Raw genomic sequence first — 13,154 nt, 5'->3', positions numbered from 1 at the left:
ATAGGCAAAAAAGAGAGAAGAAAAAAAAAAGTGAAAAAAATAACACAAACAGAATGGGCAAGAGAGATAGGAGTATCAAAGCAATATGTCTGTTATTTAGTAAAGAAAGGGATAGTTGAGTTGGAGGATGGTTTGATCAATAGAGAACAAGCAAATGAAGCAGTAGCGGCAATAAGAGATCCAAGTCAGCCACTTAGGAGGAAAAATCCAGAAAACGAAAATACAAGTAACCTTTCCACGATGTTGCTAAAAACTCGAATAAAAAATGAAATGGAACGAGGTAAACTTCTTGAGGCGAAAGCTAAGGCTGAGATAGGAGAACTTGTAGCAGTAGAGGAAGTAAAGCGCGATGCATTTAATGTAGCAAGAGTTGTACGTAATAATTTGCTTAATATTCCAAATAGAGTTTCAGCACTGCTTGCATCACTGAGTGACACTGAAAAGATTCATATGGCGCTAACCGAAGAGATTACAAACTCATTACAAGAATTATCTAATATTAAGTTTTAAATAATGTCTGCTAACTTAAGTTTAGAATTAATAAAGTGTCTTATTAATCAACCAGGAGTGGATGTAAATGTTAGAGGATTAAATGGGAAAACCCCACTACATTATGCAGTAGAAATTAACGAGCTTAGTATGGTTGCTCTCTTACTAAATAGGAAAAATATTAATCCACTGATCACTGATGATAATGGTAAAAGTGCGCTGGATTGTGCAAGAGAAGAGATATTACAAGCACTAATCAATCACAAATATGGATTGGAGAAAGATAGCTTACTTCACTTAGCTGCGATGTTGAATGAAGCAAATGCTGTAAGGTTTTTACTCGACAAAGGGACTAATGTTAATGAGCAGAATGCTTTACTACATACACCGTTACACTTAGCGGCAGGAGCTGGGCATGAACAAATAGTAGAAATTTTAATTAGAGAAGGAAATGCTGAAATAGATGTCTTTGATGCACGAAATCAGACACCAATGCACTATGCAGTTAATAATAAAAAGTTGGAGATAGTAAAGTTACTGCTGAAGCTTGGAGCAGATGTAAATAGCACGCGCATGGGACAAAACTCAATGAAATTGTCGCCTGTGCATATAGCTGTAAGTAATACTAATTATGATGAAAGAGACTTATGTCTTGATATCCTCAAATCCTTAATAAAGGAGCCTAATGCTCAAGTCAATTTGCAAGACTATGAAAATAAAACACCACTACATTATGCTGAAAGACTTAAAACAATAGAAGTTTTACTAACGCGAGAAGATATAGATCCATTGGTAAAAGACGATAGCGGCAAGACACCATTTGATTACGCTAAACCTGAGATAAAGAAGGCTTTGATAAGTAATAAATACGGTTCTGAAAAGAATAGTCTACTCCATTTAGCTGCACAAAGAGGAGAAATTGAGATTGTAGAGTCTATTTTAAAAGAAGAAATTGATATTGACGTTTCAAATAATAAAAGTCTATCACCGATTTACCTTGCTGCAGAAAAAGGGCATTTACATGTAGTAAAGTTACTGCTGAAAAAAGGAGCAAATTACACACCTGTTTTGCATTTAGCAATCAAGTCAAATAATTTAGAGTTACTTAAAGCTTTGTTTAAAGAAAAGAACGTCAAATTACCAGACGAAAGGAGAGTATCTGTAATAAATTCACCAGTTTATTGTGCTCTGAATAGGTGTATAGAACATAGAGAAGTAAAAGTAAGAAAATACAATAATGTGATCTGCATTTTTACTTCAGTAAGTGCAGTAGCAATGGCAGCATATATAGGCTTAACAGCAACAACAATATATCAAATGCTTACTCTGATAATAGTAACAGCAATAGTTGCATTCACTGTAGCAATAGTTATGAGTGGTCTTACACAAAAGTACATAGAAAATGAATCTCAGAAGAAGATGTTTATGGAATTAGAAGGGCAGAAAGGCACAGAAAATGTCAGATCAGAAATTGATAGTGTTGAAGTAGAAAGCTTACACAGGAATTGTTTGAGTGGAGCATAGTGATCTACAGTGCCAGCTTTTATTCAGGATTAAAGCCAGATCCCCAGCTTAAAGTATCAGAGTGGGCGAATGAGTATCGAGTTCTAGCAGCAACTGCAGCATCAGAGCCAGGGAAGTGGAGAACGGAAAGAACTCCTTATTTAAAAGAAATCATGGATTCACTATCTCCGTCTTCAACTGCAGAAAAAGTAGTATTCATGAAAGGAGCGCAGATTGGAGGAACAGAAGCTGGTAACAATTGGATAGGCTATATTATAGATCAGACTCCTGGTCCAATGTTAGTTGTGCAGCCAACAGTTGAAATGGGAAAGCGTTGGTCAAAAGGAAGATTTGCGCCGTTAATAGAGAGTACGCCATGTTTAAAGAGTAAAGTAAAAGACCCAAGGTCAAGAGACTCAGGCAATACTGTACAAAGTAAGGAATTTCCAGGTGGAATAGTAGTAATAACTGGAGCAAACAGCAGTGTAGGACTGAGGTCTATGCCAGTAAAATATCTCTTTCTTGATGAAATAGACGCCTATCCAGGAGATTCAGGTGGTGAAGGAGATCCAGTGCTGCTCAGTATTGCTCGAACTAATACATTTGCACGGCGAAAGATTTTTTTAGTATCAACACCAACGATTCATGGAATAAGCAGAATTGAGAAAGAATTTGAAGCAACAGATAAGCAGTACTTTTTTGTACCATGTCCGTATTGTAATTACTATCAAGTTCTAAAATGGTCACAAATTAAATGGGAAAACAACGACTCAAGAACAGCACATTATGTCTGCACTGAATGTAGCGGCAAAATAGAAAATCATCAAAAGACAGAGATGCTTGAGCGTGGAGAATGGAGACCTACTAATAGAGTAAAAGGTGAGAAAAAAGGATTTCATCTTTCAAGTCTTTATAGTCCAGTAGGCTGGTATAGCTGGACTCAAGCAGTAGAAGATTTTCTTCATGCAAAAGAAAGTGAACAATTACTAAAAGTATGGATAAATACTACGCTTGGAGAAACCTGGGTAGACAAAGGAGAAGTACCAGATTGGAAGCAATTATTTAACAGGAGAGAATTTTTTCCCGTAGGCACAGTACCTAGGAGAGAAGTGGTGCTTACTGCAGGAGTAGATGTCCAAAAAGATCGTTTAGAAGTAGAAGTTGTAGCATGGGGAAAAAGCCGCGAAAGTTGGTCAATAGAATACCGAGTATTTGAAGGTGATACTGGAAGAGGAGAAGTATGGGGAAAACTCTCTGAGCTCTTAAATCATCATTTTATCGGTGAAAATGGTCTTGAATACATGATAAGTATGATGGCGGTTGATGCTGGGTATGCGACACAAGAAGTATACAATTGGGTAAGAGGTCATCAAGGCTCTGGAAGAGTAATGGCAGTGAAAGGTGTAAATAAAGCTCTAGTACCACTTAGCAGCCCAAGTAGAGTAGATATAACAGTTGGTGGTCAAAAGCTAAAAAGAGGAATAAAGCTCTGGCCAGTGGGAGTATCGATTTTAAAGTCAGAACTTTTTCAATTACTTAATGTTTTAAAGGACGGTGAAGAAGCTCCAGCAGGATACTGTCATTTTCCCGAGTATGCACCTGAATATTTTAAGCAGCTAACGGCAGAGCAATTAGTCAGCAAAGTAGTAAAAGGTTATACCAAACAAGAGTGGCAAAAGGTAAGAGAAAGAAATGAAGTATTAGACTGTAGGATTTATGCAAGAGCAGCATCGATAGCACTGGGAATAGATAGATGGCCAGAGAGTAAATGGAATAGTTTAAGTGAAAAACCAGAAAGTAAAAAATCAAAGAAAATAGTGAAAAGCAAATGGATCAGCAAGCAATAAATGTATAACGAAGATTATTTAATTCAAGTTGAACAAGCAATAAAGAAGCTTCAGAGTGGCGAAAGAGTGGTATCAATTGCATATGGTGACCATGTGGTGAGATATGCTGAAGTTCAGATAAATGATTTGCTCAGCCTCAGACAACGCATCAAAGGTGAACTAAAGATTGCTGGAATGAAGCCTAAACGAAAGATTATTTTTGCAACAAATAAAGGAGTTATATGAGGGAAAATTTTCTGAGAAAAGTTGTAAAAGAGGAATATTCTGAATTTTTAGAGCAATTAAAAACTTTCATAAAACTATGGGAGAATAGAGAGAGTTCAGTAAATGGAATAATAGATTTGTCACATTGGCAAGAAAATGTGGATTTTGAGTTAGCTAAAGAGAGTGGTATAGTTGGAGTAATTCATAAGGCAACACAAGGAACAGAGTACATAGATTCAAAATACAAAGAAAGAAGAAAAGAAGCTGAAGACTTGGGTCTATTATGGGGTTCATATCATTTCGGTGTAGGGGAAGATGGAAAGGATCAAGCAAATCACTTTTTGAATACAGTGGGTGAAACTAAAAATACAATTGTTGTGCTTGATATTGAAGAGAACGAAAGTGGAAAAAATATAGAGCCAAAACAAGCAGAAGATTTTGTTAAAAAAATTCAAGAAGAAACAGGGCGTTTACCTTTAGTGTATGGAGGTGCTAATTTTTTGAAAGATTTTGCCACACCAATTTTGACAAAATGTCCATTATGGATAGCAAGCTGGAGAAAAGAACTCACATTACCAAAAGGCTGGAATGATTGGATTTTATGGCAATATACTGACGGTAAAATAGGTCCAGAGCCAGATGAAGTAAGTGGAATTGGAAAATGTGACAGAAATAAATTTAACGGAACTTTGAAAGAATTAAGAGAATTTTGGTTAGTATGATGCTGAAAAAATTCAAACAACTATTTAGCAAGCCAAAAATCAAAAGTTCAGCCTGGGATGCAGCAGGGTCAGGAAGAAGGGTAATGTATTGGCAAGGAGAAGCAGGAAGCATAAATAATTTACTCTCTCAAAGCCTTGAGCACCTGCGTAGTCGCTCTCGAGATATGGTAAGGAAAAATCCATATGCGGCAAATATCATTGATACAATAGTAAGTAACTCTATTGGAACAGGAATAAAACCGCAATCAAAAGCAAGAGATGGAGAATTTCGAAAGAAGGTGCAAGAATTATGGCTAAGATGGACAGATGAAGCAGACAGTAGCGGGGTAAGTGATTTTTATGGATTACAAGCTCTAGTATGCAGAAGTATGATAGAGGGAGGAGAATGTTTTGTACGTTTAAGAACGAGAAAGCTGGAAGATAGATTTTCTGTGCCATTACAACTGCAAGTACTTGAGTCTGAACATCTAGATAATAAAACAAATCAAACTTTAGGAAATGGTAATGTAATAAGAAACGGGATTGAGTTTAACAAGCTTGGGCAAAGAGAAGCATATTACCTATTTAAAGAACACCCTGGTGAAGGCTCGTTTGGTGAATCAGTGAGAGTGCCAGCAAATGATGTTTTACATATTTATAGACCATTAAGACCTGGGCAAATCAGAGGGGAGCCATGGCTTTCTAATATACTGCTGAAGCTTTATGAGCTTGATCAATATGATGATGCAGAGCTGGTGAGAAAGAAAACTGCAGCAATGTTTGCAGGGTTTATTACAAGACTTGATCCTGAAGCAAATATTTTAGGAGAAAGTGAAAGTAATGAGCAAGGAGTAGCATTATCAGGTTTAGAGCCAGGAACAATGCAGCTTTTAGACCCAGGAGAAGATATAAAATTTTCAGAGCCGTCAGATGTAGGAGGAAGTTATGAAGCGTTTATGAGACAGCAACTCAGGGCAATAGCAATAGGTACAGGGATAACATATGAACAGCTAACAGGAGATTTAACAGGCGTTAATTATTCATCCATTCGAGCAGGGCTGATAGAGTTTCGCAGAAGGTGTGCAATGTTGCAGCATAACGTGATAGTGTTCCAGTTTTGTAGACCTATTTGGAATAGATGGCTAGAGTTAGCAGTACTTTGTGGAGAACTGAGTATAGATGAAAAAGTAGTAAAAGCAGCGAAAGAAGAAGTAAAATGGATACCACAGGGATTTGATTGGGTAGATCCACTGAAAGATCAGCAAGCACAGCAAATGGCAGTAAGAAATGGATTTAAGAGTCGAGCAGAAGTAGTATCAGAAATGGGTTACGATGTAGAAGAAATTGACCAAGAAATAGCAGAAGATCAAAAGCGTGCTAATTCTTTTGGACTTTGTTTCGATTCTGACGTTAATCATAAAAGGGAAGGAAGGTGATGTGGATAAATAAGCCAATAGTGGTAGAGAGAAGAAGCTTTGAACTACTATCATTATATAACAGCAAACAACCTATCTTTAAGAACTTAAAGCATTTTCATATAAACCCAAAAGGAATAGCAATAATACGTATTTATGGAGTTTTGACAAAAAAAACAGAAGCTTTTGATCATATTTTAGATATGACTTCGTATGAAAATATTCATGAAGAGATAGAGAGTGCTTTAGGAGATAAAAGCATAGAGACGATTCTACTTGACATAGACAGTCCAGGAGGGGAAGTAAACGGTGTATTTGACCTGGCTGATTTTATTTACGAATCAAGAGCAAAAAAAAGGATTATTGCGATGGCCAATGATGATGCATACTCTGCTGCATATGCTATAGCCTCTAGCGCTGAGAAGGTATTTGTGAGCAGAACTTCTGGTGTTGGCAGTATTGGAGTAATAGCAAGCCACATAGATCAAAGTGGGTTTGATGAAAGGCAAGGTATTAAGTACACCACAATCTTTGCTGGTAGTCGAAAGAATGATTTAAACCCGCATGAGCCAATGACGTCTGAAAGTCTGGGAAGCTTACAAAAAGAAGTAGACCGACTATATGAAATGTTTGTGCAGCTGATAGCAAGGAACAGAGGTCTTTCAATTGAAAAGATTCGATCAACAGAAGCAGGGCTGTATTTTGGCGAGAAAGCAGTAGAAATAGGTCTTGCAGATGGAGTTACAACATTTTTTGAATTTATCAACAATCATAAAAGTAGGAGTGTTAGTATGACAACTATTGAGGAGAACTGTCGTAGAGAAATTTTAGAGATAATAAGATTATGTAATGTATCAAAGATGCCAGAAAAGATAGGAGAATTTATTGAGCAAAGCGTAAGTGTTGAGCAAGCAAGGGAGGTTTTGATGGAATTACTTGCAGAAAGAACGAAGAAGACAGAGATACTGAGTGCAGTACCACAGAATTCGCAGGAAGATTTGATGACACAGGTAGCAAGAAGTCGTAGGAGTTAAAGTATTTTTATAACCGCCGTATATAGCATTGATAAAAGCGGCGGTAAGCAGTTAAGGAGAGAAATTTATGAGTTGTATAAGCGAACAAAATAATCTGGGTGACTTATTAAAGTATGAGGCATCAAGTCTATATTCAAGAGATCAGATAACAGTAGCAAAAGGGCAGAACCTAAAGCTTGGTACAGTAGTGGCTCTCGATAAAGATAGCATGGTTAAGATAATAAATCCAACTGCCACAGATGGTACACAAACAGCGATAGGTGCAGTAGTAAGTGATGTAAATGCGACAGAAAATGCTAAAGCAGTAATTATTACTCGTTGTGCAATACTAGCAGATCATGCGGTTGTGTGGCCAGCAAATATCACTGAAGAGCAGAAAGCTGCAGCAATAAAGCAACTTGAAGCACGAGGGATCATTGTCCGCAAGGGAATTTAACTAAAATTAATAGGAAAAAAAGGAGAGAAAAAATGCAAAATCCATTTACAAATACAGCATTTAGCATGACGGCACTAACAAATGCGATAAATATATTGCCGATAAATTATGGACGAGTTGAAAATCTAAATTTGTTTCCAAGTAGGTCAGTAAGATTTAGACATATTACCATAGAAGAACACAACGGAGTATTAAGTTTATTACCAACGCAAGTACCAGGGGCGCCAGCAACAGTAGGAAAAAGAGGAAAAAGAAAGGTAAGAACATTTACGATTCCGCACATTCCGCATGATGATGTAGTGCTGCCAGAAGAAGTACAAGGAATAAGGGCATTTGGATCAGAGAGTGAACTTAAAGCGCTTGCAGATGTAATAACTGATCATTTGCAGCTAATGAGAAACAAACATGCAATAACATTAGAGCATTTGCGAATGGGAGCGCTGAAGGGAATTATTCTTGATGCTGATGGGTCAGAATTATTAAATCTGTACAACGAATTTGAAATAACACCAAAAGTAGTAAATTTTGCCCTTGGAACAGCAACAACTGACGTAAAACGTAAGTGTCTGGAAGTATTGCGGCATATAGAAGATAACCTAAGTGGTGAATATATGACTGGAATTCATGCCTTGGTAAGCCCTGAGTTTTTTGATGCATTAACTTCTCATGCTAAAGTAAAAGAAGCATATGAAAGATGGCAAGAAGGAGCAGCACTTCGAAATGATATGAGGTCAGGATTTACGTTCTGTGGCATAACATTTGAGGAATATAGAGGGCAAGCAACTGACCCTGAAGGAACGGTTAGAAGATTTATTGACAAAGATACAGGGCACTGTTTTCCACTAGGAACAGCAAGCACATTTACAACATACTTTGCACCAGCAGACTTTAATGAGACAGTAAACACTCTTGGACAGCCACTATATGCAAAACAAGAGCCAAGGAGGTTTGATAGAGGAACAGATTTACATACGCAGTCAAATCCTCTGCCAATGTGCCATAGACCAGGGGTATTAGTCAAGGTTGTTGCAACATAACAACACAGGTAGAGCAATTATAAAGCAGTGTGAGGCAGAAGAATGCTTTACCTGTGTGCCCCTTCTTAGCATGTAAATGTTAGTATATAGCGGAGAAATGTGCAAGAAAATATTAAGCGATTATTGAAAGATTGTTTTGCCCATTTAGGAGAAGTAGCTTTATATAAATCAAAGGATAAGTCATATATGGTACAAGTATTAAAGCAACAGCCAGATAAATTATACGAGATTGGTGAAGGACAATTTGTGGGGGAGATGTTGATTTTGGAGGTGAGTGTCTTTGATATATTAAAGCCAATGGTAGGAGATATCTTCGTTATTGGTAACTGTAAGTATAAGGTGCACTCACCGCCACTTAGAGACAAGTCTGGAATAACGTGGAAAATCAAAGCATCTGGAGTGTAAAATGTCTATTCATATAGAAGTTAATAGTATAGAAAGTGTAAACGCTAAAAGAAAAAAAATAGAATTAGCAATAGTGAGAGCATTAAACAGAACGGCACTATGGTTAAAAGCGCAAGCAGCTAAGGAAATCAGTGAGGAAAAGAAGGTAAAATTAAGTTTAATAAGAAAGAGATTAAGAATTTTTAAGGCGAAAACTAGCAGATTAGACGTGTTAATTAGAGCAAATCTCTATGACATTAGAGCATCGACAATTGGCAAAATACAAAAAACAAGAAGAGGATCGAAAGTAGGAAAGCATGAGTTTATAGGAGGATTTGCAGCAGTTATGCCAAAAGGAAATAGCGGTATTTTTAAACGTGAAGGAAGAGCAGCATTGCCAATAAAGGAAGTAAAACTACCACTGGAACCAGAGGCTTCAAGGATAATAGGGAATCTTGTTAATTATGAAGTTGAAAAGGTATTTGAAAAATATTTTATACATTACATGAGTTAAATTATATGCATGACAAAGTTCTGGAAAGATTTACATAAAGCAATTTGCAGCACACTGAAGGAAGAAATACTGGCTATACAGACATGTGAAATTTATCCAGCAATAAGGAAAGAATTAGTAGCGCCAGCGGTGTTTGTAGAACTAACAAGTTTAGAACCAGGTAAAGATGAATTAGCATTGAAAGCCAGGTTTGAGGCGAGGATTGTAGTTGATGGCACAGTAGAGGATTCCTCGGTAGTTGTTAGAACATTAGCTAGCGAAGTTGCAAAAGTAGTAAATAAAAATACTTGGAACGTAAAAAATGTTTCACCAGGAGAATTTATCTCTGCAGAAGTTGACGAATTTAGACCTGAATTAGATGCATATCTTGTGTGGATGGTAGAATGGGTGCATACAATACACGTAGGGCGATCTATTTGGAAAGAAGGAAAATTTATGCCACACAAAATAGAAATCGGTGAAATAAATGTTAGAGAATAATTTTGCGATTGCAGAATTACAGAGGAAATTAGCCAATATTGTCCGTATAGGAGTTGTAAAAGAAATAGATTGTGAAAAAGCAAAAGTAAGAGTGAAAATAGGAGAATTTTTAACAGATTATTTACCATGGATAACAAGCAAAGCAGGAAAAGATAGAAATTGGTCTCCACCAGATATCGATGAACAAGTAATGGTATTTTCTCCTCTTGGTGAACTATCATTAGGAGTGGTATTAGGAGGAATATATCAGGAAAAATACTCTGCACCAGAGGATAAAAAAGAAATAAATAGTGTGAAGTTTCAGGATGGAACAAGATTGTTATATGATAAAGAGAAGCATCATTTAGAGATTGAAGTAGTAGACAAAATAACACTGAAAGCTGGGGAATCGAGCATAGAGATGACGAAGAGCGAAATAAAACTGAAAGCAGATAGAATAAACCTTAATTAAATGAATAAATCGGTTGTACGAGTAGGAGATTATTGTGTAGAAGTAACACCGCATTTTTGCATTAGTGGGAGTAACAATGTTTCTGTAAATGGTAAGCCAATGTGCAGACAAGGAGACAAATTTAGTGAAGGAAGAGCATTAACTGAAGGATCAAAAACAGTGTTTGCAAATGGGTTTGGAGCGGGAAGAGTAGGAGATATAGTTTCATGTGGGTTTAAAGTAATAAAAGGCAGTGAAAACGTGTTTGCAGGCTAAAAATGGAAGGGATGGACTCCAAAACAGGAAAAGAATTAGAAGGAATAGAACATCTGAAACAATCAATAATTGATATACTGACCACTCCTATTAACAGTAGGATAATGAGAAGGGATTATGGGTCTAGACTATTTGAATTAGTGGATAAACCAATCAGTAGAGATTTAACACTTGAGATATATGCAGCAACAGCAGAAGCTTTAGGGAAATGGGAAAAAAGATTTAAATTAGAAAAAGTAAAAATAACAGAGGTGAAAGAAGGAAAAGTAACGCTTGACCTAGAAGGATTATACGTACCAAGTGGGAAAAACATTCGCTTTATAGTATAAAGATGCAGCAGACTAACATTATTGAGCGACTGAACTTCGAAGAAATTCTGTCTCGGATGAAGGAAGAGTTAGTGAAGTGTGATGCAAGTTTTACAGCATTAGTAGAAAGTGACCCAGCGATGAAGGTATTAGAAGTAGCAGCATGGAGGGAATTGTTACTAAGACAAAGAATAAATGAATCAGTAAAGAGCAATTTACTAAAATTTGCAATGGGAGAAGATCTTGATAATTTAGCTGAGTTTTATGGAGTGGAGAGGCAAAAAGAAGAAGATGATGAACGATTTAGAAAAAGAATTAAAGCAAAGATAGTAGGCTCAAGCACGTGTGGAAGCAAGGAGTATTATAGGTATCATGCACTGTCAGCAGATAGTAGAGTAAAAGATGCATTAGTAGAATCACCTATACCAGGAAAAGTACAAATTTCAATCTTATCAACACAATTATCCACAACTGGCATAGTATCAGAAGAACTACTTAAAATTGTAAAAAAGCAGGTTACTAGAGATGATATAAGGGTTTTAACCGATACATTAACAGTGATAGGTTGCAATATTACGGAAATAGATATTCACAGCAGAATGAGCATAAGTCCTGTGATATCGAAGGAGGAAATCAAGAAGCAGTTTATTAAGAAGTTTGAATTAGCAAAAAGATTAGGATGGAATGTTACAAGATCTTGGATAATAGCAAACCTATTTGTAGAGGGTGTAGAAAACGTAGAATTAATCGAGCCAAGAGAGGATGTTGTGGTTCTGGGGAATGAGTGTGCAGTGCTTGGCTACGTCAAGTTAGATAGGATTTAAAACGTATTTTTTTTGTTTTGTGCCAGTGAGGGGATTGCGTGCAATAAGTGGTTTACTGGATCCAATGTTAGGGAGACGAAAGTATTGATTTTCTTCCAGAAGTTGTAACTTGTTTTTTAAAGTATGGATAGTATGGTCAAATATTATGGAAAGTGTTTTCGATATTAAGAACATCTTTATTTTTGATCAGTTCTGAAATGATCTCTTGCTTACTCATAAGCTACCTAAATAAAGGAAATTAAAGCAACTTGAAAGAAAAGACAAATGAAAAGTTTATTACCGCCAAACGCAACAAAGCAAGAAAAAGCGCTGGTTAATGCAATAGATTATAAGGTTGATCCGAGCTGTATCAGAGGATTTAAGTTTAGTCTTAAAGAAGAAACATTGCCGTGGTTAGTTGAAGAATATGGATTGGGGGAAATTCTACGTTGGATAAGGGATAAAAGAAAAGCCGTAGTAGAAGGAGTAAAATTTCAAAGACTGAGAGGAACTCCAGCATCACTAAAAATAGCACTAAAATGGGCAAATATAGAAGATATTAAAATTATCGAAGAACCACCTGGTAAACATTTTTTTGAGTTGCAAGTAGGGATAAAAGAGGTACCAAATGACTTCTTCGTAGATGCAGTAGTAGAGCTGGCAAAACTATTACTGCCTGTAAGATCCAGATTGATGAGGATTTTTAACGATTATTATAATGCGCAGAGATTTATATTGGATGAGAGTTTATTTGGAGATCTTCTTTCTGATTATTCAGGGGTAAAAATAGAAAAAGATGGACCAGTGTTATCATTTGGAAGAGTAAATTTTTTCAGGTCTAGTGGTCCAGTTATTAGGATTATAGAAAACTATCTACGCGATCATTATGAACGAGCTTTAAGCAATGATATATATCGCCTAGATGTAGCAATCCTTGGAGAAACCGAGCCTCACACAAAGAATTATAACGGTATTTATGAAAGAAATCATTTGTGGTACAACTTAAAAGCACTATATCCATTACCACAGAGTTTATTACCATCGATTAAATTTGCAAAAGCGCAGATAGTATTATCAGATCAACTATGTTTTTTAAAATTTTTTGAATTTAGTTTCATTACAACTTTTGTTTGTAATTTTGTTTTTTATTCGAGTAAAAAGTGCATTTTTGACAATAAAAACCCTAACTTAATCATAGAAAAATTTTGTATCAAACAACAGTTACTGCTTAGATCTTATGGTTAACGAATATGTGGATAAATACTTTAAATGTGTGTAGACGTATTTATCCAC

General features: G+C 36.3%; 17 protein-coding genes. All 17 read left to right on the top strand.

Annotation, left to right across the window (positions count from 1 at the left end; genetic code table 11):
* Positions 1 to 30 precede the first annotated feature (30 nt).
* The 17 genes from OOK82_RS07470 (at position 31) to OOK82_RS07390 (ending at position 13,106) form a co-directional block, all read left to right on the top strand.
* Positions 31 to 510: a hypothetical protein gene (locus tag OOK82_RS07470; RefSeq protein ID WP_264378236.1), complete on the top strand. Its 480-nt coding sequence runs from the start codon at positions 31 to 33 to the stop codon at positions 508 to 510.
* Positions 511 to 513: 3 nt separating this feature from the next.
* Positions 514 to 2,013, top strand: a complete 1,500-nt coding sequence (locus tag OOK82_RS07465; RefSeq protein ID WP_264704357.1) for an ankyrin repeat domain-containing protein — start codon at positions 514 to 516, stop codon at positions 2,011 to 2,013.
* The gene (locus OOK82_RS07460) at positions 2,013 to 3,839 is read left to right on the top strand and encodes a phage terminase large subunit family protein (protein ID WP_264704358.1); all 1,827 of its coding nucleotides are present in this window, start codon (positions 2,013 to 2,015) and stop codon (positions 3,837 to 3,839) included. The genes OOK82_RS07465 and OOK82_RS07460 overlap by 1 nt, the downstream gene beginning before the upstream one ends.
* Positions 3,840 to 4,064: a gpW family head-tail joining protein gene (locus tag OOK82_RS07455; RefSeq protein WP_114517459.1), complete on the top strand. Its 225-nt coding sequence runs from the start codon at positions 3,840 to 3,842 to the stop codon at positions 4,062 to 4,064.
* Complete coding sequence (locus OOK82_RS07450; protein WP_264376381.1) at positions 4,061 to 4,765, top strand: glycoside hydrolase family 25 protein; 705 nt, start codon at positions 4,061 to 4,063, stop codon at positions 4,763 to 4,765. Before OOK82_RS07455 ends, OOK82_RS07450 begins: the two co-directional genes overlap by 4 nt.
* Entirely contained in the window at positions 4,762 to 6,180 is a 1,419-nt protein-coding gene (locus OOK82_RS07445; protein WP_264704359.1) for a phage portal protein, read from the top strand. Before OOK82_RS07450 ends, OOK82_RS07445 begins: the two co-directional genes overlap by 4 nt.
* The gene (locus OOK82_RS07440) at positions 6,180 to 7,193 is read left to right on the top strand and encodes a S49 family peptidase (RefSeq protein WP_264704655.1); all 1,014 of its coding nucleotides are present in this window, start codon (positions 6,180 to 6,182) and stop codon (positions 7,191 to 7,193) included. Before OOK82_RS07445 ends, OOK82_RS07440 begins: the two co-directional genes overlap by 1 nt.
* Positions 7,194 to 7,260: 67 nt before the next feature.
* A complete protein-coding gene (locus OOK82_RS07435; RefSeq protein WP_047759659.1) occupies positions 7,261 to 7,629 on the top strand; it encodes a head decoration protein in 369 nt (122 codons plus the stop codon).
* 32 nt (positions 7,630 to 7,661) lie between these two features.
* The gene (locus tag OOK82_RS07430) at positions 7,662 to 8,666 is read left to right on the top strand and encodes a major capsid protein (protein ID WP_264704360.1); all 1,005 of its coding nucleotides are present in this window, start codon (positions 7,662 to 7,664) and stop codon (positions 8,664 to 8,666) included.
* A 99-nt stretch (positions 8,667 to 8,765) separates the two neighbouring features.
* The gene (locus tag OOK82_RS07425; protein ID WP_264704361.1) at positions 8,766 to 9,071 is read left to right on the top strand and encodes a head-tail joining protein; all 306 of its coding nucleotides are present in this window, start codon (positions 8,766 to 8,768) and stop codon (positions 9,069 to 9,071) included.
* A gap of 1 nt (position 9,072) precedes the next feature.
* Complete coding sequence (locus OOK82_RS07420) at positions 9,073 to 9,564, top strand: phage tail protein (RefSeq protein ID WP_264704362.1); 492 nt, start codon at positions 9,073 to 9,075, stop codon at positions 9,562 to 9,564.
* A gap of 9 nt (positions 9,565 to 9,573) precedes the next feature.
* Positions 9,574 to 10,044 carry a hypothetical protein gene (locus OOK82_RS07415; RefSeq protein ID WP_264704363.1) on the top strand — a complete coding sequence of 157 codons (471 nt, stop codon included), beginning with the start codon at positions 9,574 to 9,576 and terminating at the stop codon, positions 10,042 to 10,044.
* Positions 10,031 to 10,495: a phage baseplate assembly protein V gene (locus tag OOK82_RS07410; protein WP_264685225.1), complete on the top strand. Its 465-nt coding sequence runs from the start codon at positions 10,031 to 10,033 to the stop codon at positions 10,493 to 10,495. The genes OOK82_RS07415 and OOK82_RS07410 overlap by 14 nt, the downstream gene beginning before the upstream one ends.
* The gene (locus OOK82_RS07405; RefSeq protein WP_264704364.1) at positions 10,496 to 10,750 is read left to right on the top strand and encodes a PAAR domain-containing protein; all 255 of its coding nucleotides are present in this window, start codon (positions 10,496 to 10,498) and stop codon (positions 10,748 to 10,750) included.
* Positions 10,751 to 10,752: 2 nt separating this feature from the next.
* Positions 10,753 to 11,079, top strand: coding sequence for a GPW/gp25 family protein (locus OOK82_RS07400; RefSeq protein ID WP_264704365.1), 327 nt, complete (start codon positions 10,753 to 10,755; stop codon positions 11,077 to 11,079).
* A 2-nt stretch (positions 11,080 to 11,081) separates the two neighbouring features.
* Positions 11,082 to 11,882, top strand: a complete 801-nt coding sequence (locus OOK82_RS07395; RefSeq protein ID WP_264704366.1) for a baseplate assembly protein — start codon at positions 11,082 to 11,084, stop codon at positions 11,880 to 11,882.
* A 264-nt stretch (positions 11,883 to 12,146) separates the two neighbouring features.
* On the top strand, positions 12,147 to 13,106 hold the full coding sequence (locus tag OOK82_RS07390; protein WP_264704367.1) for a phage tail protein: 960 nt from the start codon (positions 12,147 to 12,149) through the stop codon (positions 13,104 to 13,106).
* Positions 13,107 to 13,154: the final 48 nt, after the last annotated feature.

Origin of the sequence: Wolbachia endosymbiont (group B) of Apotomis betuletana (assembly GCF_947250475.1) — a bacterium.
Lineage (GTDB): Bacteria > Pseudomonadota > Alphaproteobacteria > Rickettsiales > Anaplasmataceae > Wolbachia.
Note: the sequence above shows the minus strand (reverse complement) of the source record. Positions and strands in the feature narration are given on the sequence as shown.

What these genes read in the sequence shown, in the direction of transcription:
- OOK82_RS07445 (WP_264704359.1), top strand. Translation starts at nt 4,762, where the DNA reads ATGATGCTGAAAAAATTCAAACAACTATTTAGCAAGCCAAAAATCAAA.
- OOK82_RS07395 (WP_264704366.1), top strand. Translation starts at nt 11,082, where the DNA reads ATGCAGCAGACTAACATTATTGAGCGACTGAACTTCGAAGAAATTCTG.
- OOK82_RS07435 (WP_047759659.1), top strand. Translation starts at nt 7,261, where the DNA reads ATGAGTTGTATAAGCGAACAAAATAATCTGGGTGACTTATTAAAGTAT.
- OOK82_RS07420 (WP_264704362.1), top strand. Translation starts at nt 9,073, where the DNA reads ATGTCTATTCATATAGAAGTTAATAGTATAGAAAGTGTAAACGCTAAA.
- OOK82_RS07405 (WP_264704364.1), top strand. Translation starts at nt 10,496, where the DNA reads ATGAATAAATCGGTTGTACGAGTAGGAGATTATTGTGTAGAAGTAACA.
- OOK82_RS07465 (WP_264704357.1), top strand. Translation starts at nt 514, where the DNA reads ATGTCTGCTAACTTAAGTTTAGAATTAATAAAGTGTCTTATTAATCAA.
- OOK82_RS07455 (WP_114517459.1), top strand. Translation starts at nt 3,840, where the DNA reads ATGTATAACGAAGATTATTTAATTCAAGTTGAACAAGCAATAAAGAAG.
- OOK82_RS07450 (WP_264376381.1), top strand. Translation starts at nt 4,061, where the DNA reads ATGAGGGAAAATTTTCTGAGAAAAGTTGTAAAAGAGGAATATTCTGAA.
- OOK82_RS07390 (WP_264704367.1), top strand. Translation starts at nt 12,147, where the DNA reads ATGAAAAGTTTATTACCGCCAAACGCAACAAAGCAAGAAAAAGCGCTG.
- OOK82_RS07415 (WP_264704363.1), top strand. Translation starts at nt 9,574, where the DNA reads ATGACAAAGTTCTGGAAAGATTTACATAAAGCAATTTGCAGCACACTG.
- OOK82_RS07430 (WP_264704360.1), top strand. Translation starts at nt 7,662, where the DNA reads ATGCAAAATCCATTTACAAATACAGCATTTAGCATGACGGCACTAACA.
- OOK82_RS07400 (WP_264704365.1), top strand. Translation starts at nt 10,753, where the DNA reads ATGGAAGGGATGGACTCCAAAACAGGAAAAGAATTAGAAGGAATAGAA.
- OOK82_RS07440 (WP_264704655.1), top strand. Translation starts at nt 6,180, where the DNA reads ATGTGGATAAATAAGCCAATAGTGGTAGAGAGAAGAAGCTTTGAACTA.
- OOK82_RS07410 (WP_264685225.1), top strand. Translation starts at nt 10,031, where the DNA reads ATGTTAGAGAATAATTTTGCGATTGCAGAATTACAGAGGAAATTAGCC.